This window comes from Arthrobacter dokdonellae (assembly GCF_003268655.1).
GTDB classification, from domain to species: Bacteria; Actinomycetota; Actinomycetes; order Actinomycetales; family Micrococcaceae; genus Specibacter; species Specibacter dokdonellae.
Map to the genome: position 1 here is coordinate 3742162 of NZ_CP029642.1, position 25295 is coordinate 3767456.

The 25295-nt window shown below is 68.6% G+C and carries 23 protein-coding genes and 1 tRNA gene; 10 read left to right on the forward strand and 14 right to left on the reverse strand.

The window, feature by feature from the left end:
• Positions 1 to 3 precede the first annotated feature (3 nt).
• From DMB86_RS16640 to DMB86_RS16650, 3 genes are all read right to left on the reverse strand, one after another.
• Positions 4 to 972 (reverse strand): electron transfer flavoprotein subunit alpha/FixB family protein, encoded by a 969-nt coding sequence (locus DMB86_RS16640; protein WP_113718769.1) that lies wholly within the window; start codon positions 970 to 972, stop codon positions 4 to 6.
• Between the two features lie 9 nt (positions 973 to 981).
• Positions 982 to 1773, reverse strand: a complete 792-nt coding sequence (locus DMB86_RS16645; protein WP_113719650.1) for an electron transfer flavoprotein subunit beta/FixA family protein — start codon at positions 1771 to 1773, stop codon at positions 982 to 984.
• A gap of 385 nt (positions 1774 to 2158) precedes the next feature.
• Positions 2159 to 3985: a S1C family serine protease gene (locus tag DMB86_RS16650; protein WP_227878448.1), complete on the reverse strand. Its 1827-nt coding sequence runs from the start codon at positions 3983 to 3985 to the stop codon at positions 2159 to 2161.
• A 403-nt stretch (positions 3986 to 4388) separates the two neighbouring features.
• On the opposite strand from DMB86_RS16650, the gene DMB86_RS16655 reads away from it, so the two are divergent.
• On the forward strand, positions 4389 to 6464 hold the full coding sequence (locus tag DMB86_RS16655) for a TPM domain-containing protein (RefSeq protein ID WP_335645015.1): 2076 nt from the start codon (positions 4389 to 4391) through the stop codon (positions 6462 to 6464).
• Between the two features lie 150 nt (positions 6465 to 6614).
• Positions 6615 to 7418 (forward strand): PspA/IM30 family protein, encoded by an 804-nt coding sequence (locus DMB86_RS16660; protein WP_113718771.1) that lies wholly within the window; start codon positions 6615 to 6617, stop codon positions 7416 to 7418.
• Between the two features lie 85 nt (positions 7419 to 7503).
• On the opposite strand, the gene DMB86_RS16665 is transcribed toward DMB86_RS16660, so the two are convergent.
• Positions 7504 to 8355, reverse strand: a complete 852-nt coding sequence (locus DMB86_RS16665) for an aldo/keto reductase (RefSeq protein WP_113718772.1) — start codon at positions 8353 to 8355, stop codon at positions 7504 to 7506.
• A gap of 162 nt (positions 8356 to 8517) precedes the next feature.
• Between DMB86_RS16665 and DMB86_RS16670 the strand changes: the two genes are divergently transcribed.
• The 7 genes from DMB86_RS16670 to DMB86_RS16700 all read left to right on the forward strand — a co-directional run bounded on the left by DMB86_RS16670 (position 8518) and on the right by DMB86_RS16700 (position 14942).
• On the forward strand, positions 8518 to 9393 hold the full coding sequence (locus tag DMB86_RS16670) for a helix-turn-helix transcriptional regulator (RefSeq protein WP_113718773.1): 876 nt from the start codon (positions 8518 to 8520) through the stop codon (positions 9391 to 9393).
• Positions 9390 to 10361: an aldo/keto reductase gene (locus DMB86_RS16675; RefSeq protein ID WP_113718774.1), complete on the forward strand. Its 972-nt coding sequence runs from the start codon at positions 9390 to 9392 to the stop codon at positions 10359 to 10361. Before DMB86_RS16670 ends, DMB86_RS16675 begins: the two co-directional genes overlap by 4 nt.
• A gap of 89 nt (positions 10362 to 10450) precedes the next feature.
• Positions 10451 to 11452 carry an NAD-dependent epimerase/dehydratase family protein gene (locus DMB86_RS16680; RefSeq protein ID WP_113718775.1) on the forward strand — a complete coding sequence of 334 codons (1002 nt, stop codon included), beginning with the start codon at positions 10451 to 10453 and terminating at the stop codon, positions 11450 to 11452.
• Positions 11453 to 11763: 311 nt separating this feature from the next.
• On the forward strand, positions 11764 to 12171 hold the full coding sequence (locus DMB86_RS16685; protein WP_113718776.1) for a TOBE domain-containing protein: 408 nt from the start codon (positions 11764 to 11766) through the stop codon (positions 12169 to 12171).
• Positions 12168 to 12971, forward strand: a complete 804-nt coding sequence (gene modA, locus DMB86_RS16690) for a molybdate ABC transporter substrate-binding protein (protein ID WP_113718777.1) — start codon at positions 12168 to 12170, stop codon at positions 12969 to 12971. Before DMB86_RS16685 ends, modA begins: the two co-directional genes overlap by 4 nt.
• A complete protein-coding gene (locus tag DMB86_RS16695; protein WP_113718778.1) occupies positions 12949 to 13794 on the forward strand; it encodes an ABC transporter permease in 846 nt (281 codons plus the stop codon). Before modA ends, DMB86_RS16695 begins: the two co-directional genes overlap by 23 nt.
• Positions 13791 to 14942 carry a sulfate/molybdate ABC transporter ATP-binding protein gene (locus DMB86_RS16700; RefSeq protein ID WP_113718779.1) on the forward strand — a complete coding sequence of 384 codons (1152 nt, stop codon included), beginning with the start codon at positions 13791 to 13793 and terminating at the stop codon, positions 14940 to 14942. Before DMB86_RS16695 ends, DMB86_RS16700 begins: the two co-directional genes overlap by 4 nt.
• A 69-nt stretch (positions 14943 to 15011) precedes the next feature.
• Here DMB86_RS16700 and DMB86_RS16705 read toward each other — a convergent pair.
• The 8 genes from DMB86_RS16705 to DMB86_RS16740 form a co-directional block, all read right to left on the reverse strand.
• Positions 15012 to 15088, reverse strand: a tRNA-Met gene (locus DMB86_RS16705).
• A 288-nt stretch (positions 15089 to 15376) separates the two neighbouring features.
• Positions 15377 to 16153 carry an enoyl-CoA hydratase gene (locus tag DMB86_RS16710; protein WP_113718780.1) on the reverse strand — a complete coding sequence of 259 codons (777 nt, stop codon included), beginning with the start codon at positions 16151 to 16153 and terminating at the stop codon, positions 15377 to 15379.
• 67 nt (positions 16154 to 16220) lie between these two features.
• Complete coding sequence (gene mmsB / locus DMB86_RS16715) at positions 16221 to 17168, reverse strand: 3-hydroxyisobutyrate dehydrogenase (RefSeq protein WP_113718781.1); 948 nt, start codon at positions 17166 to 17168, stop codon at positions 16221 to 16223.
• Positions 17168 to 18232, reverse strand: a complete 1065-nt coding sequence (locus DMB86_RS16720; protein WP_236783342.1) for an enoyl-CoA hydratase/isomerase family protein — start codon at positions 18230 to 18232, stop codon at positions 17168 to 17170. Before DMB86_RS16720 ends, mmsB begins: the two co-directional genes overlap by 1 nt.
• Before the next feature lie 32 nt (positions 18233 to 18264).
• On the reverse strand, positions 18265 to 19401 hold the full coding sequence (locus tag DMB86_RS16725) for an acyl-CoA dehydrogenase family protein (RefSeq protein ID WP_113718783.1): 1137 nt from the start codon (positions 19399 to 19401) through the stop codon (positions 18265 to 18267).
• Positions 19402 to 19482: 81 nt separating this feature from the next.
• Entirely contained in the window at positions 19483 to 20409 is a 927-nt protein-coding gene (locus tag DMB86_RS16730) for a cytochrome b/b6 domain-containing protein (RefSeq protein WP_113718784.1), read from the reverse strand.
• Positions 20410 to 20541: 132 nt separating this feature from the next.
• Positions 20542 to 21504: an electron transfer flavoprotein subunit alpha/FixB family protein gene (locus DMB86_RS16735; RefSeq protein ID WP_113718785.1), complete on the reverse strand. Its 963-nt coding sequence runs from the start codon at positions 21502 to 21504 to the stop codon at positions 20542 to 20544.
• Positions 21505 to 21516: 12 nt separating this feature from the next.
• Entirely contained in the window at positions 21517 to 22284 is a 768-nt protein-coding gene (locus tag DMB86_RS16740; RefSeq protein WP_113718786.1) for an electron transfer flavoprotein subunit beta/FixA family protein, read from the reverse strand.
• A 138-nt stretch (positions 22285 to 22422) separates the two neighbouring features.
• Between DMB86_RS16740 and DMB86_RS16745 the strand changes: the two genes are divergently transcribed.
• Positions 22423 to 22959 carry a MarR family winged helix-turn-helix transcriptional regulator gene (locus DMB86_RS16745; protein WP_113718787.1) on the forward strand — a complete coding sequence of 179 codons (537 nt, stop codon included), beginning with the start codon at positions 22423 to 22425 and terminating at the stop codon, positions 22957 to 22959.
• 145 nt (positions 22960 to 23104) lie between these two features.
• Here the strand turns inward: DMB86_RS16745 and DMB86_RS16750 are convergent, their stop codons facing one another.
• Together DMB86_RS16750 and DMB86_RS16755 are read right to left on the reverse strand one after the other, a co-directional pair.
• Positions 23105 to 24142 carry an MBL fold metallo-hydrolase gene (locus DMB86_RS16750; protein ID WP_113718788.1) on the reverse strand — a complete coding sequence of 346 codons (1038 nt, stop codon included), beginning with the start codon at positions 24140 to 24142 and terminating at the stop codon, positions 23105 to 23107.
• Complete coding sequence (locus DMB86_RS16755; protein WP_113718789.1) at positions 24139 to 25257, reverse strand: CaiB/BaiF CoA transferase family protein; 1119 nt, start codon at positions 25255 to 25257, stop codon at positions 24139 to 24141. The genes DMB86_RS16750 and DMB86_RS16755 overlap by 4 nt, the downstream gene beginning before the upstream one ends.
• Positions 25258 to 25295 lie beyond the last annotated feature (38 nt).

Here is a 25295-nt window from a genome sequence, read left to right on the forward strand (position 1 = left end):
GGGCTACGCCCGGCGCCGCTTGATCTCTTCCACGGCCTGCGGCAGCACCTTGAACAGGTCGCCGACAATGCCGAAGTCCGCGATCTCAAAAACGGGCGACTCCGGGTCCTTGTTCACGGCCACGATGACCTTGGACGTCTGCATGCCGGCCTTTTGCTGGATGGCGCCGGAGATGCCCACGGAAATGTACAGCTGCGGGGAGACCTTCTTGCCGGTCTGGCCCACCTGCGCGGAGTGTGAAATCCAGCCGGCGTCCGTGGCCGCCCGGGAGGCGCCCACCGCCGCGCCGAGCACGTCCGCCAGTTCCTCGACCGGGCCGAAGTCGCCGTCCACGCCGCGGCCCCCGGCCACCACGATCCGGGCGTCCTCAAGCTCCGGACGGCCGGTCGCCGCGCGCGGCGTCCGCTGCACCACGCGGGCGCCCAGGCTGGCGGGCGCAAAGGCGACCTGAATGGCCTCGACGGCCGGCACGGTTGCCGCGGCTGCGGGGGCGGCCTCCACGCTGTGCGACTTGACCGTGATGACCGCGACGGCGGAACTTGCCCGCGCCGCCACGGTGTACGAGCCGGCCAGGACAGACTTGTGCACGAGCAGGTCGCCGTCGACGGGTTCCACGGACACGGCGTCGGTGATGACGCCAGCGTTGAGGGCGACACCCACGCGGGCGGCGATTTCCTTGCCCTGGGGGCCGTTGTCCAGCAGGACCGCCGCGGCGGAAACCGTTGCCGCCGCCTGCGCCACCAGTTCCGCCTTGGGAGCGACGAGGTAGTCGGCGAGATCGGGCTGCTCGGAGTGAAGGACGCGGGTGACGCCGTACGCGCCAAGGTCCGCGGCCAGTTCGCCACTGACGGGACCGGCCACCACGGCAACGGGCTCGCCGGCGGCGCGGGCGAGCGTCAGCAGCTGGTGGGACGTGGGGTGGAGGGTGCCGGGCACGTCGATCTGGTCAATAAATACAACGATGGCTCTCATGTGCGGTCCTTAGATCAGTTTCTGCGCGGCCAGGAAATCGGCGAGTGCAATGCCGGCCTCGCCCGAATCGGTGATGATGGTGCCGGCCGTGCGGGCGGGGCGTTCGGCGGCGGCGACCACCTGGGTCAGCGAACCCGCAGGCCCGACGGCGTCCGCGGACAGTCCCAGATCCGCCAGGGACAAGGTGGTGACCTTCTTTTTCTTGGCCGCGATGATGCCCTTGAAGTTCGGATAGCGGGGCTCATTCGCCTGGTCCGTGACGGAAACCAGCACCGGCAGCGTGGCCTGGATTTCCTCCGTAACGTCGTCGCCGTCGCGCCGGGCGGTCACTGTGCTTCCCTCAACCTCCAGCGACGCGGCGAAGGTGAGTTGCGGCAGGCCCAGGCGGGCGGACAGCTGCGCGGGAATGATGGACGTCTCCCCGTCGGTGGACGCCATGCCGGTGATGACCAGGTCCACGGGGCCGAGCGTCTTGATGGCGGCCGCCAGCGCCAGCGACGTCGCTGAGGCATCGGAGCCTGCCAGCGCGTCATCGCTGACATGCACGCCTTCGGTGGCGCCGATCTGCAGGGACTTCTTGACCGCCGCGGCGGCGGATGCCGGGCCCAGCGTCAGGGCCGTGACCTTATTCCCGGCCTTGACCCCGCCGCGGGCGTCCGTGAGCGCCAGCGCCGCTTCCAGCGCATATTCGTCAAGCTCCGACAGGATGCTCTCGTTGCGGTCGATGCGGTGGTTGTCACCTGTGAGGTGCCGGTCAAATTGCGTGTCTGGCACGTATTTGACCAGTACCACAATGTTCAGTGCTGAGTTTTCCACTACTGTCCTTTGTGTCAGGGACGCGTCATTCCCGCCCCGTTCCCAGTGCTGGGCCGGCGGCCTCGGGACGGACCTGTTGCCTATCCCCCAACAGCTTAGTTCGTGCCGGTCCGGTGCCGGAATTTCCCGGGTCGATTCTTTACCTGCGGTACAGTGCCCGGCGGCCCGCCCGCCGCCCATGTCGCGCGGGATGACGATACGGACAATTGATCCCGATATATCAGCCTCAAAAGTCCGTTTCGTCATCCTGCATGCCATGGGGCAACGGCGGTGGCCCCTACCGAAAAATGCCGCCGTTTCCGAACTTCCGCCAGAGTTGTTTCTGTGGCGGAAGTGCGGAAACGGCGGCAGGCATCGGCCGTTCCGGAGGTCAGCTGGCCGGCATGGTGTCCAGGGTGACGTCCTTCTGCATGGTCTTGCCGCTGCGGGTAAACGTGACCTTGACGGTGGCGCCGCCGGCCTGTTCGCGGACGGCCGCGGTCAGCGACGCTGCGTCACTGATGGTGCGGTCGCCGAACTTTGTGATGACGTCGCCCTTCTGCAGGCCGGCCTTGGCCGCGGCGCTGCCCGAGGTCACCTGGGCAATGGTGGCGCCGGCGGAGAACTGGCTGTTCTGGCCGAGGGCGGAAGTCCCGCTGACGGCGACGCCCAGCTGGCCGTGCGTCGCCTTGCCGTTGGCAATGATCTCGTTGGCAATGCGCTTGGCGTTGTCAATGGGGATGGAGAAGCCCACGCCGATGTTGCCGCTCTGGCTCGTGGAGCTGGACGAGCTGCCGGTGGATGCGATGGCCACATTGACGCCAATGATCTGTCCGTTGGTGCTGACCAGCGCGCCGCCGGAATTGCCGGGGTTGATGGCCGCGTCCGTCTGGATCACGTTCAGGTTCACGGTTCCCGTGGCCGTGTTGGAGTTCTGTCCGCCACCGGGGGGCGAGAACTGGAATCCGCCGTTGCCTCCGCCGTTCTGGTCCTGGGAGCCGTCGCTGGGCGTCGACGGGACGGCCGAGGACGCGACCTGGATGGTCCGGTTCAGTGTGGAGATGATGCCGTCGGTGACGGTGCCGTTCAGTCCGAGCGGGGAGCCAATGGCAATGACGGTGTCGCCGACGTTGATCTTGTTTGAATCGCCCAGCGTGGCCGGGACCAGGTTCGGCGCGTCAATCTTGACCACGGCAAGGTCGGACAGCGGGTCGGTGCCCACCACCTTGCCTGCGTAGACCTTGCCGTCGCTGGTCTGGACCTGGATGGTGGCATGCGCCGCCGCTCCGTCCAGGGTCACCACGTGCGTGTTGGTCAGGATGTGCCCGGCGGTGTCCAGGACAATCCCGGAGCCGGTGCCGCCGGAATTCCCGCTGGTGGCGGAGATGGTCACCACGGACGGCATGGCCTTGGCCGCCGCCGCTGAAACCGCGTTGACGGAGTTGGTGTTATTGACCACCAGGGGGGCGGCCGGCTGGTTTGACGACGCCACCACACCGGAGTTCTGCCCGTTCACCAGGAAGGATGTCCCGGCCGCGGCGCCGCCGCCAATGAGGGCAGCGGCGATCACGCTGGCGGCAAACAGTCCCATGCCGACCTTACGGCGCGGCTTCGAGGGGGCCTTCACCGCCGGGGACAGCGTGTGCGGGTAGGCGTTCGACGCCGGGTACCCGGCTCCCGCGTGCGTACCCGGGTTCGCCTGGTGCTCGCCTGCGCTGCCGGCCTGGCCGTATCCCTGTTGGCCCTGCTGGCTATACCCCTGCTGGCCGTGCTGGCTATATCCCTGTTGGCCCTGCTGGCTATATCCCTGTTGGCCCTGCTGGCCATATCCCTTCTGAGCGTCCTGGGCGTCCTGGGGTGCATGCCGGCCGTAGGCAGCTGACCCTGCCGCCGGCGTGGTGCTCGGAGCCTGCGGGTAGGACCGGCTGCCGTACCCGTAGGGGCCCGCCGGTTCGGGAGTGGAGTCTGTGGCCGGCTGCCCGGCGGCTGCGGATTCGGGGGCCTGCCACTGCCGCGTGGCGTCGGCCTGTGGCCGGTGGAGCGGCATCGTCGGATTGCTGCCGCCGTCGGGGCCGGGGGCCGTGAGCGGAGCAATGGGCTCGGTGGCGTTGTTTTCGGCGTCAGGGCCGGCCGCGGGGGCCGCGGCGGCATCCGGCTGAGGTGATTCTCCCGCAACGTGTTCGTTGCGGTTGGTGTCCCCGCCAATGTTCTCGCTCATGAGCTTTCCCTTCATTCAAGAAATCTTGTGATGAACCTTTGATTGATATCCATCATGGCCCGCAGGGCTGGTGCATTGACGAACGTTCACTGGAAGGTAGCTGTGAAGAACTTCCAGCTTCCATTATGACCGGAGCAGCCCGCGGCCGCAGCCGCGGCGGGCCTGCGGTCGGCCCGGACCTCAAGGCCCGTCGGCCCAGACGGCCCGGCGCTCAAGGCCCGTCGGCTTCCCCGCCGCAAGCGGTCGCCGCGAGCCGTCGCCGCACCCCGGCCGTCGCGGCCCTTCCAGCGGAAAACGTGGACGCTGCGGAAATATCCCACCTAGAATCGAGGACAAGGCACAAATGATGCCCCCGCACGTCCGGCGCACATAAAGGTGAGCGATGTTCTCAAGGTTTAAGCCGTTGTCCCGACTCCTCGCGGTGCTGGGATTGGCGGCCCTCATGTTCTCCCCCGCAGCAATGGCCCAGGCCGGGACGGTACAGTCCCAGACGGTGCCGGCCAACGCGCTGCGGGCCGCCGCGGTGCCCGCCGAGCCGCCGGTGACCATACCCGGGGGCACGTACATCGTGGACAACGCGCAGGTGCTCGGCAGCAAGAAGGCGGACGTCCAGTCCGCCATCGACAAGCTCGCCAAGGACCATGGCATGACCTTCTTTGTGGTCTATGTCGACTCCTTCGACGGCATGACCGGTCAAGCGTGGGGAACCCAAGTGGCCAACACGAAGCAGCTCGGTGCCAACGACGCCCTGCTGGTGGTCGCAGTCAAGGACAAGAAATATGCCCTGCTTGCCGACACCGCCACGATCCCGGCGTCCAAGAACCAGAACATCCAGACCAAGGCGATCAAGCCGCAGCTGTCAGCTGGCAATTGGGCGCAGGCCGCCATCGACGCCGCGGCCGCGCTCGGCGACGCCGCCGGCGGGGGCGCGGGCAACGTGCCCAACCCGACGGGCGGGTACGTGGCACTGGGAGTGGGCGGCGTCGTCGTGCTTGGCGGCGCGGGCACGGCGCTGGCCATCCGCAGCCGGCGCAAGAAGGCCGCCGCCGACGCGACGGCCAAGGGCTACGGTCCCGACGGCAGTGCGCTGGACCCGAACGCCGGAATGACCATCGCTGAGCTGCGTTCCAAGGCCGGCTCGCTGCTGATCGCCGCTGACGACGCCATCAAGAACAGCGAGCACGACATCGGGTTCGCCCAGGCGTCGTACGGCGATGAGGCTGTCAAGCCGTACCAGGCAGCCCTGGCGCAGGCGAAGGTGCACCTCACGGAGTCCTTCAAGCTCCAGCAGCAGCTGGATGACGAAATCCCGGACACCATCGAGGAGCAGCGCCAGTGGCTGGGCGAGATCATCAAGCGCAGCGAAGACGCCAATGCGGCGCTGGACGCGGAAAAGAAGTCCTTCGATGAGCTGCGGGAGCTGGAGCGGACGGCTCCCCAGGTGCTGGCCCAGATCCGGGCGGACGCCGCGCAGGCCGCCTCCGCCGTCGCCTCCTCGGACCAGGCCCTGTCCGGGCTTGCCGGCAAATACGCCGATTCGGCCCTCGCCACGGTCCGCGACAACGTCAACCAGGCACAGGACCGGCTGGCCTTCGTGGGAACCGCGGCGGACGACGCCGATGCCAAGATGGGTGCCGGCGACACCGCCGCCGCGGCCATGTCCGTCAAGGCCGCCGAGGAGGCGCTGCTGCAGTGCAACGTCCTGCTGGAGGCCATCGGCAAGACGGAGAAGGCCATCAACGACGCCGCCACAACGTTGGGCACCGCCCTGCCCGAGGCCCTGGCCGACCTTGAACGTGCCAAGGCCATGGTTGCGTCGGCGGAGTTCGCCCGCTTCGCACCGACGGTGTCCTCCGCGGAGACCGTGCTGCAGGATGCCAAGGCGCAGGGCGGGGCAGGGAAACCCGACCCCGTGGCCCTGCTGGGCGCCGTGCAGGGCGCCCACAGCCAGCTCGATGAACTGCTGACGGGCATCCGCGACCAGCAGCAGCAGGCACTGCGTGCCCAGGCCTCCCTGCAGCAGACAATTGCGGGCGCGCAGGCACACATTTCCGCCGCCCAGGACTTCATCGCGACCCGCCGTGGGGGCGTTGGCACCGAAGCCCGCACCCGGCTATCGGAGGCCCAGCGCAATCTGGACTACGCCATGGCCATCGCCGACAAGGACCCGGCCAACGCGCTCACCTATGCCCAGCAGGCACAATCCCTGGCCCAGCAGGCCATCCAATACGCCCAGCAGGACGTGGACCGGTTTGGCGGCGGCGGATTCGGCGGCGGCTACGGAGGGCGCGGCGGCTCCGGCATGAACGGCGTCGGCGGTGCCATCCTCGGCGGCATCATCGGCGGCCTGCTCGGCGGAGGCGGCGGCTTCGGCGGCGGCGGGGGCTTCGGGGGCGGAGGCGGCGGCTTCGGCGGCGGGGGCGGCGGCTTCGGTGGCGGGGGCGGCGGCGGCTTCGGCGGCAGTGGCGGGAACTTCTAACGCCCGCGTCAAGCCCAGCCAGCCCCCGGGGCCGTGCGCTGGGCACGACAGGTCACCTAGACTCGAAAGCGACGTTTCAACCAATTCCATGGACCAGGCAAAAAGAGACAAGCACGGATGATGTTCAACAGTAAAAATAAGGGGAAAAGAATGGCAAAGCAGTCAATTTTCGGCCGGATTTCACAGTTGGCAAAGGCCAATATCAACGCGTTGTTGGACCAGGCCGAGGACCCGCAGAAAATGCTGGACCAGATGGTGCGCGACTACAAGGCGAACATCACCGAAGCCGAGGGCGCGGTGGCGCAGACCATCGGCAACCTGCGCATGCTCGAGGATGACTACAACGAAGATGTCAAGGCCTCCCAGGACTGGGGCTCCAAGGCCCTCGCCGCCAGCCGCCGGGCCGACCAGTTCCGTGCCGCGGGCAACGCCTCCGACGCCCAGAAGTTCGACAACCTCGCCAAGGTGGCCCTGCAGCGGCAGATTGCCTCCGAAAACGAAGCCAAGGCGTCGGCTCCCAACATTGCCGCCCAGCGGGACGTGGTGGAGAAACTCAAGACGGGCCTGCAGCAGATGCAGGGCAAGCTCGGCGAACTTGCCAGCAAGCGCAATGAACTCGTCGCCCGGTCCAAGACCGCCGAGGCGCAGACCCAGATGCACGATGCCCTCAAGAGCATTGACATCATGGACCCCACGAGCGAGGTCAGCCGCTTCGAGGAAAAGATCCGCCGCGAAGAGGCGCTGGTCCGGGGCCAGAACGAGCTTGCCGCCTCCAGCCTGGACGCGCAGTTCAACAGCCTCGAGGACCTGGGCGAACAGACGGAAGTGGAGGCGCGCCTGGCCGCGCTCAAGTCCGGCGGCGCCCCGGCCGCGCAGCCGGCCATCGCGCCATCGGCGGACGCCCCGGACGCGGACAGCGACGCCGTCGACGAGACAGACTTCGACAAGCTGTAAGCGCCGGCAGTGCAGATAAGGCTGGCAGATTCGGAATCTGCCCGCCTTATCTGCACGCTGGAAGTCCTGAGCGCCCGTACCAGTACTACATTTGCGTGAAGGCGGCCACGGCGGGGTCTACGCCGATGCGTTCGCCGGATTCGAGTGCCGAGATCGAATCCAGTTCCTCGCGCGTGAGCGTCAGGGCCGCGGCGGCCAGGTTTTCACGGATGCGTTCCGGGGTGGCCGACTTGGGAATCACGATGTTCCCCAGCCCGAGATGCCACGCGAGCACCACCTGGGCCGGCGTGGCCGTGTATTTCGCGGACAGTTCCGTCACGACGGGGCTGTCCAGGTCCCGGCCCTGGCCCAGCGGGCTGTAGGCCTCCACGGCGATGCCGTGGCTGCGCGACTTTTCCGCCAGTGCTGCCTGGTGGAAGGTCGGGTGCGCCTCGATCTGGTTGACCGCGGGAACCACGGTGGAGCCGGCCAGCAGCGTGTCCAGGTGCTCGGGGAGGAAGTTGGAGACGCCTATGGCGCGGACCAGTCCCTGCGCGTACAACGATTCAAGTTCCTGCCATGCCTTTGTGTAGAGCCCCTGAGAGGGTACCGGCCAGTGGATGAGGTACAGGTCGATCCAGTCGAGGCCCAGGGCCTGTCGGCTGGCTTCGAAGGCTGCCCGCGGGCTGCCCTGCTCGCCGTTGCGCAGCTTGGTGGTGACGAAGACCTCCTCTCGCGGAATGCCGGATTCGGCCAGCGCGGCCCCGACCCCGGCTTCGTTGCGGTAGGCCGCGGCCGTGTCGATGTGGCGGTACCCGGCTGAGAGGGCCTCCCCCACGGCCGCGCGGGTTTCTTCCGGCGGTATCTGGAAAACGCCAAAGCCCAGCTGCGGGATGTCCACGCCGTTGTTGAGGGTCACCCGGGGAACCGCGGCTCCATTAGTGGTTGATTCAGTCATGGTGAACTTTTCCTTTCGTGCCACCCGCCAGAGAAGGCGGTCTCCCTCAGCCTAGGCCCCGCGCCCCGCGAAGTGTCGGCCAAGCGGGCGCAGACCCATCCTAGGTTTCCCAGTCCTACCCAGGCGGTGGATTGAGGCATTGCGCCGGGGCACAATGGACCCATGGGTCAAAGCGTTGAGTTCGGCAAATTCCTCTCAGCCATGCGTGCCCGGCTCCAACCGGACCCGGACACCAGCTACACCGCCCGTCGCGTGCCGGGGCTGCGCCGCGAGGAGGTGGCCAGGCTCGCGGACGTGTCCACGGACTACTACACCCGCCTGGAGCAGGGCCGGAACATCCACCCGTCCCGTTCCGTGCTCCATGCGGTGGCCCGCGCGCTCCAAATGAACGACGCCGAGTCGGACCACATGCTCGACCTTCTGGAACACTGCGGCGGCCAGCCCACGGATCCTCCCGCCGCGCAGCGCGTGCGTACCTCGATGCGCCAGCTGCTGGAGGCGGTGGGCGACGTGCCCGCCGTCGTACTGGGCCGGCGCACGGACGTGCTGGCCGCCAACCGCATGGCCCGGCTGCTGTTCGGGGACTTCACCGCCTTGCCCCGCGAGCAGCGCAACTTCACGCGCTGGATCATGCTCGACCCCGGCGCGCGGGTGCTGTTCCGGGACTGGCACTGCGCGGCTGCCGATTCCGTGGCGGAACTTCGGGCCGACGTCGGCAAGCATCCCGGCGATCCCGCCGCCACGGCCCTGGTGGGCGAACTGGCTGTCAACAGTGAGGACTTCCGGCAGTGGTGGGCCCGGCACCGGGTGGCACGGAAATCGTCCGGTACACTCAAGCTCCACCACGCACTGGTGGGCGAGCTGGAGCTCGACTTCGAGCACCTGCTGCTGCCCGACGACCCCGACCAAAGCCTGCGCCTGTACACTGCGCGGAACGGCTCGCCGTCCCTTGACGCGCTCAAGCTCCTCTCCACCTGGTCGCCCGGCACGGACGCGGCGCACCCCAGCCACTCCCCCGAAGGAAGCAGCCGAGCATGAAGTACACGCACCTGGGCCGCAGCGGCCTGACCGTCTCCCGGCTCTGTCTGGGCACCATGAACTTCGGCCCGCACACCGAGGAGGCCGACGCCCACCTGATCATGGACCAGGCCCACGCCGCCGGGCTGAACTTCTTCGACACCGCCAACGTCTACGGAGGCGCCGGGCACCGCGGCTGGACCGAGGAGATCGTGGGCCGCTGGATCGCGCAGGGCGGCGGTCGGCGGGAGCGGACCGTGCTGGCCACGAAGGTCTACGGCGCCATGGGCGACTGGCCCAACGACGGCAAGCTGTCCGCCCGCAACATCCGACTGGCCCTGGACGCGAGCCTGAAGCGGCTCCAGACGGACCACGTCGACCTGTACCAGTTCCACCACGTGGACAGGGACACGCCGTGGGACGAGATCTGGCAGGCCGTGGACACCGCGGTCCAGCAGGGCAAGGTCATCTACACGGGCAGCTCCAACTTTGCCGGCTGGCACATCGCCGCCGCCCAGGAGGTCGCGGCCCGCCGCCCCGTCACGGGGCTGGTCAGCGAACAGTCCATCTACAACCTCATGGAGCGCAGCATTGAGCGGGAGGCCATCCCGGCCGCGCAGCACTATGGGCTCGGAATCCTCCCGTGGTCGCCCCTGCACGGAGGCCTCCTGGGCGGGGTCCTGGCCAAGGGGAACGACGGCGTGCGCCGCCTCGAGGGGCGCGCCGCGAAGGCGTTGGAGGCGCACCGCGACGCCATCGCCGCGTTTGAGGGCCTTGCCGCGGAGCTGGGCCACGCCCCCGGCGACGTCGCCCTGGCCTGGCTGCTCCACCAGCCGGCCGTAACGGCGCCCATCATCGGCCCGCGCACCTCCCGGCAGCTTGGCGCCGGGCTGCGGGCACTGGACGTCACCCTTGACGAGGGCGCCCTGGCACGCCTGGACGGGATTTTCCCCGGGCCGAGGACTGCACCGGAAGACTACGCGTGGTGAGCGGATTCAACGACGACCTCCGGTGGTTGAGCCCGTCGAAACCCGGCGCGAGCCCGTCGAAACCCGGAGCGAGCCCGCAAGACCGTTGGTTGAGCCCGACGAAACCCGGCGGCGGGCTGCGCGTGCTGTTTGTCGGCGGTTCGGGCGTCATCAGTGCTGCCTCCGTGGCCCGCACGGCGGACCTCGGTTTCAACGTCACCGTGCTCAATCGCGGGGTGAGCGCCGAACGGCCGGTGCCGAACGGCGTCGAACATCTGGTGGCGGATGTGCGCGACGCCGCTGCCGTCCGCCACGTGCTGGGCACCCGGACCTTTGACGTGGTGGCCGACTTCGTGACTTTCACGGCCGGGCAGGCTGCGGCCGCGGTGGAGCTGTTTGGCGGGAAGTGCGGGCAGTACATTTTCATCAGTTCGGCCTCGGCCTACCAAAAGCCGCCGGCCCGGCTGCCCATCACAGAATCGACGCCGCTGCGCAACCCGTTCTGGCAGTACTCGCGGGACAAGATCGCCTGCGAGGACGTGTTCACCGCGGCATACCGTCAGGACGGATTTCCCGTCACGGTGGTCCGGCCCTCCCACACCTACGATCCCACCAGGTTGCCCCTGCTCTTTGGCTGGACGGACGTCCACCGCATGCGGGCCGGGCTGCCGGTGGTGGTGCACGGGGACGGGACGTCGTTGTGGACGCTGACGCACACCGCCGACTTCGCCGTCGGCTTTGTCGGGCTTTTCGGCCTCAACGCGGCCGTGGGCGAAAGCTTCACCATCACCTCTGACGAGGTCCTCCCGTGGGATGCGGTGTATCGCGCCGTGGCGGCCGCCGCCGACGTCCCCGATCCGGCGCTTGTGCACGTTTCCAGCGAAACCATCGCGGCGCTGGCGCCGGAACTTGGGGCCGGGCTGCTCGGAGACAAGTCCCACTCCGTCATCTTCGACAACTCCAAGATCAAGCGTTTCGTGCCGGACTTCGGCGCCCGTATCCCGTATTCGGCAGGCGCCCGGCAGAGCATGGCATGGCACATCGACCATCCCGAGGCGCGCGTGGTGAACCCGGAATACATGGCACTCTCGGACAGGCTCGCTGCGCGGTGACTGCCGCGTGCCTGCGGTCTGGTGGAATCGATGGTGCAGCTTCTGCGGTCTGGTGGAATCGATGGTGCAGCTTCTGCGGGTTGACCCGCGGTTTGCCCGCATTACCTGCACCGCCGATTCTCACCCCCGGCGCCAGCCCGCATTACCTGCACCGCCGATTCTCACCCCCGGCGCCAGCCCCGGGGTCTCGACAAAGTCCCAAGCCCGCGAGGAACGAGCGAACGTCAATATCTCGAACCTCAACGGCGAGCGGGCGAACCTGCGGTCGCAGGGGCCTGCAAGTTCCGCATCTGAGGATGTAGAATCGGCAAATGGCACTTATCCGCGTTTCCGAGGCTGCCCGGTTCCTCGGCGTCAGTGACGACACCGTCCGGCGCTGGCTCGACAACGGCACCCTGCACGGCCAAAAGGACCGCCAGGGCCGGATCGTCATTGACGGCGTGGAGCTGGCCGCCGCGGCCAAGTCGGCGTCCCAGCTGCCGGACGACCCCACGGGCGTTGGCAGCTCGGCCCGCAACAGGTTTGTCGGCCTGGTCACGAACGTGACCATGGACTTGGTCATGGCCCAGGTGGAGCTGCAGTGCGGCCCGTTCCGGGTGGTGTCACTGATGAGCAGCGAGGCCGTCCGCGACCTGGGCCTGGAACCCGGCTCCGTGGCCACGGCCGTGGTCAAGTCAACGAATGTGATCATCGAGATTCCGCAGGGGGCCAAACCATGAGAAAACTGTTCCGCAAGCCTGCCGCCGCCGCGGCCGCCCTCGTCCTCGCAGCGTCCCTGGCGGCCTGCTCGGGGAGCGCCGGGGCCACGGACACCCCGGCCGCAACCGGCAGCACTTCCGGGCTCTCGGGAACCCTCACCGTTTTCGCCGCCGCCTCGCTGCAGCAGACCTTCACCCAGCTTGCCGCCACGTTCGAGAAGGAGAACCCGAAGGCCAAGGTCTCGCTCAGCTTTGACGGTTCCTCCACCTTGGTCAGCCAGATCACGCAAGGCGCCCCCGCGGACGTCTTCGCCTCGGCGGACCAGGCAAACATGGCCAAGCTGGAAAACGCCAAGATGGCCGCAGACACGCCGGCCATCTTCGCCACGAACCTGCTGACCATCGTGGTGCCGCCCAACAATCCGGCCAACATCAAGACGTTCGCAGATCTTGGCCGGCCCGGCGTAAAAGTCGTGGTCTGCGCCGCCCAGGTGCCCTGCGGGGCCGCGGCCAAGAGCGATGAGGCGAGCGCCGGCGTCGTCGTCAAGCCGGTGAGCGAGGAGCTCAACGTCACCAGCGTCCTTGGCAAGGTCACCTCGGGCGAGGCCGACGCGGGCCTGGTGTACGTCACCGACGCCACCGCTGCCGGGGACAGGGTGAAGGCCATCCCGCTCAAACTGGCCCACCCCACCGTCAATAAGTACCCCATCACCGCCGTCTCCACGTCGAACAACCAGGCGCTGGCCAAGGCATTCATCGCCCTGGCCACCGGCCCCGGCGGCCAGAAAGTCCTCGGGGATGCCGGATTTGGGGCCCCGTAGCCGGACATGGCGGTACCAGGCGGTGCCGCGGTGGGTCTACCTTGTGGCTGCGCTGGGCGCCCTGTTCATCCTGGTGCCGCTGCTGGGCATGGTGGCGAAGGTCAACTGGGCCCAGTTTGTCCCGCTCATTACCTCCGAATCCTCGCGTGACGCGCTGCTGCTGAGCCTGAAGACGGCCGCCGCGAGCACTGCCCTGTGCATCATCTTCGGCGTTCCGCTGGCGCTGGTGCTGGCCAGGGCGGACTTTCCCGGGCAGCGGATCCTGCGCGCGCTGATCCTGCTTCCGCTGGTGGTGCCGCCGGTGGTGGGCGGACTCGCGCTCCTGTACACCTTCGGCCGCGAGGGTCTGGTGGGGAAGTCGCTGACCGTCCTGGGCATCGACATCGCGTTCTCCACCACCGCGGTGGTCATGGCACAGGCCTTCGTTGCGCTGCCGTTCCTGGTCCTGAGCCTGGAAGGGACGCTGCGCACCGCCGGGCAGAAATACGAGGCCGTGGCCGCGACCCTCGGAGCCCGCCCCTCCACGGTGCTGCGCCGGATCACTGTGCCCCTGGTGCTTCCCGGGCTGGTCTCCGGCGCGGTGCTCTCCTTTGCCCGCAGCCTGGGGGAATTCGGCGCCACGCTCACCTTCGCCGGCAGCCTCCAGGGTGTCACGCGCACCCTGCCGCTGGAGATCTACCTGCAGCGTGAGACGGACCCCGACGCCGCCGTGGCGCTTTCCTTCCTGCTCATCGCCGTGGCGGTGGTGGTGGTTGCGCTGACGTACCGGGCGCCGAGGCAGCCCAGGCCCGCCGCCGGGGATGCCGCAATGGCCGCGCCATGACCCTGGAGCTGAACGCAGCCATCGCCGAGCGCCACCTTGACGTTTCGCTGACTGTGGGACCGGAGGAGACGGTTGCCGTCATGGGCCCCAACGGCGCGGGCAAGTCCTCCGTGGTGCAGGTCCTGGCCGGACTCCTGAGGCCCGACGCCGGCCACGCCACCTTGGGCGGGCGCACCCTCTTCCACACCGGCCATCCAGGCGAATGGCTTCCGCCGCACTCCCGCGGCGTGGGGCTGCTGGCCCAGGACCCGTTGCTCTTTCCCCACCTCACCGTGCTGGACAATGTTGCTTTTGGTCCGCGCAGTCAGGGCCGGAACCGCGTCGAGGCCGCGGCTGCCGCCCGGCATTGGCTCCGCGAGGTCGACGCTTTGGAGCTGGCCTCCCGCAAACCCGCCCAGCTCTCGGGCGGCCAGGCACAGCGGGTGGCCCTCGCCCGTGCGCTCGCCACCGACCCCCAACTCCTCCTGCTCGACGAACCCATGGCCGCCCTGGACATCAACACCGCCCCATTCCTGCGCAGGCTGCTCAAGCGCGTGCTTGCGGGCCGGGGTGCCCTCATTGTCACGCACCATGTCCTGGACGCGCTCATGCTCGCGGACCGGATCATCGTCATGGACGGCGGCCGGATCGTGGAGGAGGGTCCCACCGCGGCGATTCTGGCGCACCCGCGCAGCAGTTTCGCGGCGTCGCTGGCGGGGCTGAATGTCCTCGCCGGGTCCCTCTCCGGTGCCGGCGTCCAGACGTCCGACGCCGGATGGGTCGCCGGCCGCCTGGCCGGCGGCTTTGCCGGGGCACCGGAAGGCGACGGGCTGGTGGGCATGGGGGCCCGGTCGGGTGACGGGTCCGCGGCCGTGCCGCTGCCCAACCTCTCCGCCGCCGGCAGCGCGGCGGCGGGCGCGGTGGAAGGCATGGCCGCATTCCCGCCGTCGGCCGTGTCAGTGTTCCTGTCGCCCCCGCAGGGCAGCCCGCGCAACTGCTTCGAGGTGACGGTGACCGAGCTGGAGCCGCTCGGGGACCACATCCGGGTCCGCGCCGGCCGCCTGGCCGCCGACATCTCGCCCGCAGCCACGGCCGAGCTGCGCCTGGCGCCCGGTTCCCGGGCCTTCTTTGTGGTGAAAGCGGCCGAAGTGGCCATCTATCCTGCGTAGCCCCGGTGCGGAAATTGCACCGGAAAAACGGAAATCCCCCGGCCAACTGGCCGGGGGATTTCCTCATCATGGTTGCGGGGACAGGATTTGAACCTGTGACCTCCGGGTTATGAGCCCGGCGAGCTACCGAACTGCTCCACCCCGCGTTGCGTCCTCAACAGTACATGCGATCCGGCGAATCACCAACTCGAGGGTGGGGAGCCGCTTGGGTGCGAGGCCCGATGGGTCCTCCGACGCAACTGCTGACGTTGGCCGCGAGATGCAAGGTTACACGGGGACATATGCGGCCAACTACGGCACTCGCGCAAGGAAGGGCAGGGCGACCGCCCGAGCCCGGGTCTCGACGCGCTCGCAGGGCTCGCTGCTCGACCACCGGAGGGGACCCGACGCGCCCCCCACCCGGATTTCGACAAGCTCAATCACCGGATGCCCGGTCACCGATGCTTGAACTCGGGCGGCCGCTTCAGCGTGAACGCGGCCATGCCTTCCTTCTGGTCCTCGGTGGCGAAGCACGAGAAGATCAGGCGGCGTTCCAGGCGGACGCCCTCGGCCAGCGTGGATTCGTAGGCGGCGTTGACGGCCTCCTTGGCGGTCATCGCCACCGGCTTGGACATCCCGGCGATCACGTCGGCGGTGGCCAGCGCGTCATCGAGCAAGGAATCGAGCGGCACCACGCGGGCCACGAGTCCGGACCGCTCCGCTTCGGCTGCGTCCATGATGCGCCCGGTGAGGATCATCTCCATGGCCTTGGCCTTGCCGATGGCGCGGGTCAGCCGTTGCGAGCCGCCCATCCCCGGAATGACCCCGAGCTTGATTTCCGGCTGGCCGAACTTGGCGTTGTCCGCGGCGATGATGAAATCGGCGATCATGGCCAGCTCGCAGCCGCCGCCCAGGGCGTGCCCGGCGACGGCGGCAATCATCGGGGTGCGGACGCGGGCCAGCGCGTCCCACGCGGCGAACCAGTCCAGCTGGTACATCTCCACGGAAGACTTCTCCGCCATTTCCTTGATGTCCGCGCCGGCGGCAAACGCCCGGGAGGAGCCGGTGATGACGATGGCGCCCACGCCCGGATCGGCATCGAACTCATGTGCGGCGGCCAGGATTTCCCGGCCCATGGCGTCGCTGAGGGCGTTGAGGGCCGCGGGCCGGTTGAGTGTGATGAGGCCGACCCGGCCGCGTTGTTCGGCGAGGATCAAGGCATAGTCAGTCATGTGCAGAAGTTCCGTTCAGTCAAAGGTCCGGTTGATGGAGCAGACAAGGCGCGGCAATGCCTCGGCGTCAGGCGTCGGCGTCCAGGGCCGCCAAACCCGCCGACGCATCGCGGATGGTGTTGATGATGCCGGAGAAGTCGGTGCCGGCTCCGCCGTCGAGGGCGAAGTGGCGGTAGATTTCCTCCGCCGCCCGGCCCATTGACGCCGCCGTGCCCGTGGCGTTCAGTGCCTCCACGGCCAGGCCCAGGTCCTTGGCCATGAGCGCCCCGGCGAAGCCAGGGCGGTAGTCGCGGTTGGCGGGGCTGGCGGGGACGGGGCCGGGAACGGGACAGTTGGTGGTGAGCGCCCAGCACTGCCCGGAAGCGTTGGCCGCGACGTCGTACAGCGCCTGGTGCGTGAGTCCCAGCTTTTCGCCGAGCACAAAGGCTTCGCTGACGGCGATCATGGAGACCCCCAGGATCATGTTGTTGCACACCTTCGCCGCCTGGCCCGCGCCGGCCCCGCCGCAGTGCACTATCCGCCGGCCCATGACCTCGAAGATTTCCGCGGCGTCGGCAAAGTCTTCCCCGGTCCCGCCGACCATGAACGTCAGCGTGCCGGCCTCGGCGCCCACGACCCCGCCGGAAACCGGGGCATCCAGGCTGTGGTGCCCGGCGGCCAGAGCCATCTGGTGGGCCGTGCGGGCATCCTCGACGGCGATGGTGGAGCACTCCAGGAACAACGACCCGGGCTTGGCGGCGGCCAGCAGCCCGCCGCCGGGGCCCTCGCCCTCATACGCGGCGAAGACGTGCTTGCCCGCGGGCAGCATGGTGATCACCACGTCGGCGCCGGCGGCAGCCTCTGCCGACGATGAAGCCACCGCCACACCCGCCGCCCGGGCCGCTTCCAGTGCCGCGGGGACGACGTCGAAGCCCGTCACCACGTACCCGGCCTTGACGAGGTTGGCCGCCATGGGTCCGCCCATGTGGCCCAGGCCGATGAATCCTATTGTCCTGCGTGCTGCATCATTGTTCATTACACTCCCACCGCTCCATTCCGTGCGTTTCCCAGTCCCAGTTCGTCCGGGCCCAGGCCTTGAAATGTCCGTGCCACCACGTCCGCCGGCACATCCGCCAGGGAGGCCGGCTGCCAGGCGGGGTTGCGGTCCTTGTCCACCAGCTGCGCCCGGATCCCCTCGGCGAAGTCGGGCCAGCGCAGGGCCCGCAGCGACACCCGCAGTTCCTGGTCCAGCACGTCCTCCAGCGACCCGAGCGCCCTCGCCCGCCGCAGCGCCTCCAGCGTGACCGTCACCGCAGTGGGTGACTTCGCCGCGATGGCTGCGGCAGCCTTCTCCGCCTCCGGGACGCCGGAGTCCGCCAGGCGCTTGAGGATGGTGGGGGCGTCGTCGGCGGAATAGGCCGCGTCAATCCAGGCCCGGGCCGCAAGGAGGGCTGATTCCGGCGGTTCCTGCCCATGGCGTGCGACGGCGGAGCTGGCGTTGCGCTCGGCCAGCTCGGCTGCCAGCGTGGGCAGCAGCGAGGAATCGACAAAGTGGTCGGCCAGGCCCATGGCCATGGCGTCCGCGCCGCTGACCATGGTCCCGGTCAGCCCGGCGTGCGTGCCAAGCTCGCCGGGGGCGCGGGAGAGCAAGTAGGTCCCGCCGACGTCGGGGACAAAGCCGATGCCCGTCTCCGGCATGCCGATCCGGGATCGTTCGGTGACAACGCGGTGGGAGGCGTGGGCGGAAATGCCGACGCCGCCGCCGAGCACCACGCCGTCCATGAACGCGACAACTGGCTTCGGGTAGCGCTTGATGCGGGCGTTGAGATGGTATTCGTCGCGCCAGAACTGCGCGCTTTCGCTTCCGCCGGTCCTGGCGTCGTGGTAGATCGAGACGATGTCCCCGCCGGCGCACAGGCCCCGCTCACCCGCCCCCGAGATCAGGACCGTTGAAACGCCGTCGTCCTTTTCCCAGGCGTCCAGCGCGGCCGCCACGGACTGGACCATTCCGTGGTTGAGGGCATTCATGGCCTGCGGCCGGTTCAGCACCACGTGGCCCAATTGTCCGGTGCGCTGGAGCAGAACATCACTGTTTTTCATCTGCCGGTCCTCCATGTTCCAGTCTCCATCACCTAGTCTTCGACCGCCAGCCGGCCCACTATCAAGCGCATGATCTCGTTGCTGCCCTCCAGGATCTGGTGGACGCGCAGGTCCCGCACAATCTTTTCCAGCCCGTACTCGGAAAGGTAGCCGTAGCCGCCGTGCAGCTGCAGGGCCTGGTTGGCCACGTGGAATCCGGCGTCGGTGGCGACCCGCTTGGCCATGGCGCACAGCTTCACCGTGTCCGGCGCGCCGGTTTCCAGGGCTTCCGCGGCGCGCAGCAGCATGGTGCGGGCGGTTTCCAGTTCGGTGTCCATGTCCGCCAGTTCAAACAGCAGGTGCTGCTGCTTGACGAGCGGACCGCCAAACGCCTGGCGTTCCTTGAGGTAGGCGACCGACTTGGCGAAGGCGGCACGGCCGCCGCCGAGCGAGCAGGCGCCAATGTTGACGCGGCCGCCGTTGAGCCCCTTCATGGCTATGCCGAAGCCGTCGCCCTCCTGGCCGAGGCGGTTGGTCACCGGGACGCGGACGTCCTCGAACACCACCTGCCGGGTGGGCTGCGCGCGCCAGCCCATCTTCTTCTCCTCGGCGCCGAAGGACAAACCGGGCGTGCCGTCCGGGACGACGATGGCGGTGATGCCGTGGCTGCCCGTGTCCTGGGTACGGGCCATCACGATGTACCAGGCGGAGGAGCCGGCACCGGAGATGAATTGTTTGGTGCCATTGATGACGTAGTGGTCGCCGTCGCGCACGGCACGCGTGGACAGTGCGCCGGCGTCTGACCCCACGCCGGGTTCGGTCAGGCAGTAGCTGCCCAGCTCCGTCATGGCCGTCAGCCCGGGCAGCCAGGCGGCGCGCTGGGTGTCGTTGCCAAACGCGTCCACCATCCAGGCCACCATGTTGTGGATGGAGATGTAGGCGGCGATGGACGGGTCGGCCGTGGCCAGTTCCTCAAAGATCAGCACGGCGTCGGTGCGGCTCATGCCGGAGCCGCCGTACTCCTCCCCCACGTAGATGCCGCCCATGCCAAGAGCCCCGGCCTCGGCCAGCATGTCCACGGGGAAGTGCTTCGCCTCGTCCCATTCGGCGGCGTGCGGGGCCAGCGCCGTCGCGGCGAAGTCACGCACCATCTCCACAATGGCGTGTTGGTCTTCGGTGAGGTTTTCCATGGCGTCTCCTTTGACATTGCCGGGCAGTTGGTCCAGCCCGGTCTCGGATCCTGCCCGGCGCGGGTGGGCCGGGCGGCCAGCTTACTTGGTGACCTTGCCCGTCAGTGAGGCGATGGGCCTCAGGAACAGGGGCCGGGCCGCGAACCACGCACCGGCGGTGACCAGCAGGGACAAGGCAAAGATGCCGAAGCCCCACCAGTTGACGGCGTCGCTGGAGCCGTACATGTGGTTGAGGTTGCGCAGGGCGCCGGTGGCCAGCACCAGCGTCACGTGGACAATGATGAACAGGACGAAGTAGATCATGACCGGAAAGTGCACCAGGCGGGCAAGTTCAATCGGGTAGACCCTGTTCAGCCGCTTGGCATTTTTAGGCCACGCCCCGGACATGCGGATGCCGGTGAGGATCGCCAGCGGCGCCGCGATGAACACGGTGGCGAAGTAGGTCAGCAGCTGCAGGGCGTTGTAGTTCACCCAGCCGTCTTCCGTGGGCCAGTTCAGGGACAGGTACTGCAGCCCGGCCGATATGGCGTTGGGGAACACGTCCCAGGTGGTGGGCACGATGCGCAGCCACTGCCCGGTGGCGAAAATGACGATGATGAAGATGAGCCCGTTGAGCACCCACAACGCGTCCAGGGTCAGGTGGAACCACAGGTCCAGGCTGATCTTGACGGGTGCGTTACGCGTCTTGATCAGCCCCTTGTTGTTCCGTGTCCAGTGTGCCGGCGGCCGCTTGGCGGTGCGGACCTGCCAGCCCGAGCGGATGATCAGCACGATGAAGAACATGTTTAAAAAGTGCTGCCAGCCCAGCCACGCCGGAAAACCGACGGGCGTGGTGGCCGGAAGCTCAGACTGCCCCCGGTAGGTCACCATCCACGACTTCACGGCGTCGAGGCCGGTGAACCAGCGGGCGGCAAGGACCAGGACCAGGAGGGCGATCACAATGGAGCCGGCAACAATGGCCGGTTTGGCCCACCTGGTGCCGGCCTGCTTTTTCGTGGGGGTCGACATGGATTCACTTACCTCTTTCAAGAACGTTCCTGCTGCCACATTAACCCGGAAACCTCCGGCGGCGTTCACCGTTCATTTGTAACAGCTGTACGGCCGCCCGCGGACACCGGCCGTAACAGGCCGTCAGCCCTGCTATGGACGGGCAGCCAGGGCCTCGATCAATTGCGGCACCACCTTGAACACGTCGCCCACAATGCCGAAGTCGGCGACGTCAAAGATGGGGCTGTCCCCGTCCTTGTTGATGGCCACGATGGTCTTGGCGGTCTGCATGCCGGCGCGGTGCTGGATGGCTCCGGAGATGCCCAGCGCAATGTAGAGCTGCGGCGAAACGCTCACGCCGGTCTGGCCCACCTGGGCCGTCTGCTCCACAAAGCCGGCGTCGACGGCGGCCCGGGAGGCCCCCACGGCCGCACCCAGGGCGTCGGCCAGCTGCTCCACGAGCGCAAAGTTCTCCCTGGAGCCGAGTCCGCGCCCGCCGGAGACCACGGACTTGGCCCCGCGCAGCTCCGGGCGGCCTGCGGCCGTGGGGGCGTCGTTGACGGAGTCGATCCTTGCGCCCGCCGCGGGGGCCAGCTCCACGGTGGTCACCTCCGGTTGGGCTGCCGGGGCGCTGCCGTCAATGGCGCCCTGGCGGATGGTGATGACGGGCAGGCCGCCCTCCGCCGCAGATTCGACCTCGTAGCTGCCGCCAAACACCGAGTGCCGGGCCACGATCCGGTCCGCGTCTGCGCGGACGGACACCGCGTCCACCAGCAGCGCCCCGCCGGTCCGGACGGCCAGCCGCGCGGCAACTTCGCGGCCGTCCACGGAGTTGGCCGCCAGCACGGCGGCGGGTGCCAGCGCGTCCACCGCCCGGGCCAGCACGTCCACGGCGGGTGTGCCGAGCACGGCCGCCGCGTCTTCGCCCACGCCCTGGTACACCGCGGCCGCACCCAGCCCGCCCAGGTGGGAGACGACGTCGTCCCCAAGGTTCGAGGGGGACGCCACCACGGCCACGGGCGTGCCGAGCGACGCGGCGGCCGCCAGCAGCCCCCGGGCCGATCCGGCCACGGCACCCTGGTGGGTCAATTCAATCAACGCAAGTATGTTCGCCATGCCCAGCCCTTCCTAGACCAAACGGTTTTCAATGAGGTAGTCGGCCAGCAGCGAGCCGGCATTGCCCTCGTCGACGATCTTGGTGCCGGCGGTGCGCGGCGGGCGTTCGCTGTGGGAGAGGATCACGGCGCGGGAGGGCGTGGCTGGCACGTCCAGGTCCGCGAGTGACAGGGTTGCCACGGGCTTGCGCTTGGCCGTCAGGATGCCCTTGAAGTTGGGGAAGCGGGCCTCGGCGCTGCGCTCCGTCACCGTGACGACGGCGGGCAGGCCCGCGCTGACGGACAACGTGCCGGATTCGCCCTGCCGCTCCCCGGACACCTTGCCGGGGACGAGTTCCAGGGACGCGAGGGACCCGACGAGCGGCAGGCCCAGGTGCTCGGCCACCATGGCCGGCACCACGCCGCCGCGGCCGTCGGTGGACTCGTTGCCGGCGATGATGACGTCCGCGCCGGCGTCCTTGAGCGCCGCCGCGAGCACGGCGGCCGTTCGTGCCGCGTCGGCGCCCGCCAGGGAATCGTCCAGGATGTGGATGCCAGAATCGGCCCCCATGGACAGCGCCTTGCGGATGGCCTTGGACGCTTCCTCCGGGCCCATGGCCAGCACCACCACCTCGGTGGACTTCTCGCCGTCCTTCACGCGGAGGGCAACCTCCAGGGCGCGCTCGTTGATCTCGTCAACGATGTTGTCGCCGGCGTCGCGGTTGAGCCAGCCGGTGTCCGGATCGAGCGTGCGCTCGTCCGCGGTGTCCGGCACCTGCTTGATCAGTACGACGATCTTCATGGACAGCCCCTTCGCGTAAAAAGTGTTCTCCGGTCAGATTACTAGGAACCGCTAGTATTTACTAGGTACCCCGAGTAAATTGTTGGTGAAGGGCGTTTTCGTGCCCTTATTTGCCTCCGCCGCAAGAAAGGACGTGCCATGGCCCCCGCAGCACCCCTGCCCATGGATCCCATCGCGGAAGCCAAACGGCAATGGATCGCGCACGGCTGGGCCGACGCCGCCGACGGGATGGCCGCCTTTTCCTCCGTCATGCGCGCCCACCAGCTCATGTACGGCCGGGTTGACGCCGTCCTCAGGCCCTTGGGCCTCTCCTACGCGCGGCTCGAGCTGCTGCGGCTGCTCTCCTTCACGCGCGACGGCGCCCTGCCGATGGCCAGCGCGAGCGCCCGCCTGCAGGTCCATCCCACCAGCATCACGAACGTCGTGGACCGGTTGGAACGGGACGGCTTTGTGCGCCGCGAGGCCCACCCCAGCGACGGCCGGGCCACCCTGGTGGTGCTGACCGGAACCGGGCGCGCGTTGGTGGACCGGGCCACGGAGGTGCTCAACGGGCAGGTGTTTGAACAGCCCGGCATCCCGGTGGAGGACCTGCGCAGCATGACCGGGATACTGGCCCGCTTCCGCCGCGCCTCAGGCGACTTCACCGACCCCGCGCCGCACCCCGAACCCCTATAGCACGGCCAGCGAACGCTCCTTCACATCCGGGGTCAAATTCAGAGACGCTCCTTCACATCCGGGGTCAAATTCAGAAACGCTCCTTCACCCGGTGAAGGAGCGTTGGGGGAGAGTGCCCCAACGGTGATGGAGCGTCGGGATGGTCTCAACGGACGGCCGGGGCGCCGCGGTGCACGTCGATGTCCACGGGAACACCCTGCGAGCGCAGGTAGACCAGGTGACTGGCCGTCTCGGCAAGTGCCAGCCGCAGCGTGAAGCGGCGCAGCGAGTCAAAGCCCCGCGACCACGTCAGTTCCCGCGCCACGTCCCACACGGTCCGCGCGTTCCCCCCGGCCAGCACCGCCCGGACTTCGCCGGAGCGTTGCAGCGTGTGCGCCTTCAGCCCGGCCACCCTGTCTGCCAGGCCCGTGAAGCGGTATTCGTGGGCGGGCAGCACCTCCATGCCGTCCGCGGCGGCCATCCGGCCCAGGGAGTGCAGGTAGTCGGCCACGGGATTATCCTGCCCATGGGCTTCCAGGGAGACATGCGGGGTGATGCGCGGCAGGACGTGGTCGCCGGTCAGGATCAGCTGGTTCTTCTCGTCCACCAGGCAAATGTGCCCCGGCGTGTGGCCCGGTGTCGCCAACGTCCTGACGGCCAGCCCGGCAATGGGCAGCAGCGCGCCATCGGGCAGCCGGATCTCCGGCCCGGCGATGGCACGCAGCTGATCCCATTGCCCGTCCCGGAACGTCACCTCAGGCAGCAGCCCGGCCGGGACGCCCCACGCGGTGAACTGCGCCAGGTCCCCGGCCACAAAGGACTCCATGTCCTGGGACCACTGCGATGGCAGCGGCTCGTTTTCACCCAGCATCATCCATGTCTTCCCCCTGGCCCGCAGCCGCGCCGCCATGCCGAGGTGGTCCGGGTGGTAGTGCGTCACCACCACCCCTGTGATGTCCGACGGCGTCACCCCCGCTTCTGTCAATCCCGCCTTGAGCGCTTCCCATCCCTCCCCCGAGTCCCAGCCCGGGTCCACGAGGGCGGCCTCCCCGTCACCCGCCAGGAGATAGGCAAGCGTGTAGCGCATGGGGTTCCCCGGGAATGGCACGGGGATGGACCACACCCCGGGGCGCACCTCCTCCACCGGAGGCATCACTTTCTTTTCCCAGGCCGCGAACTGTTCGTGTCCGGTAACTGTCATCATGGAGCCCTCCAGGCGTTGGTGATCGACTCGATGCCGGCGTTGCCGCCCGCGTTGGGAGCGGCGGACGGCGCCGCGTCCGGCGATTGCGTCATCGAGCGGGAGAAGCGCGGTGCGGGTGCTGCCACAATGTTCCTTCCCGAGCCGGAAAGCGTTCCGCGGGCGGCCAGGTGCGGGTGCCGGGCGGCCTCGGCGTACGTCAGCACGGGCGTGACGCAGGCGTCGACGCCGTCGAACACCCGGGCCCACCCTTCACGTGTCCGGGCGGCAAACGCCCGTGCCAGGACCCCGGCGAGCGCCGGCCACTGCGCGGGGTCGTCCCGGTCCGGCAGGCTCCCGTCGGGCCCACCGGCAACCCCCAACCCGTCGAGCAGTGCGGCGTAAAACTGCGGCTCAATGGCCCCCACGGCTACGAATCCGCCGCCGGCACACGCATAGGTGCGGTAGAACGGGGCGGCCCCGTCTAGCAGGTTCGTGCCCCGGGCGTCGGTCCACATCCCTACCGAGCGCAGTTCCAGGATGATCTGTGAAAGCACGCTGACGCCATCCACCATGGCGGCGTCCACCACCTGGCCGCGACCCGAACGGCCCCGTTCAAGCAGGGCCGCCAGGATGCCGGTGACAACAAACATCGAGCCGCCGCCAAAGTCGCCCACCAGGTTCAGCGGCGGCATGGGCTGGGCGGCCGGGCCCATGGCATGGAGGGCGCCGGTGAGCGCAATGTAGTTGATGTCGTGCCCGGCCCGCGGTGCCAGCGGCCCGGACTGCCCCCAGCCGGTCATGCGCCCGTAAACCAGCCGGGGATTGGCCGCCAGGCACTCGTCGGGGCCCAGGCCGAGCCGTTCGGTCGTGCCGGGGCGGCAGCCCTCAAGAAAGACATCGGCCTCGGCCACCAGGTCCAGCACGGCTGCAAGGTCGCCTGCGTCCTTCAGGTCCGCCCGGACCGTGGTGCGGGACCGCTGGAGGTGCGTGCCGACGTCGTACCCGCCCACCGGGGGCGCCGGTCCCACCACCCGCACCACGTCGGCCCCCAGGTCCGCGAGCATCATGGCAGCGTGGGGTGCCGGTCCCATGGCGGACAGTTCCACGACCTTGATTCCCTGCAACGGACCACTCATCGGTGACTCCTGAGCGCCTGTGCAGACTCAGAGCCGCG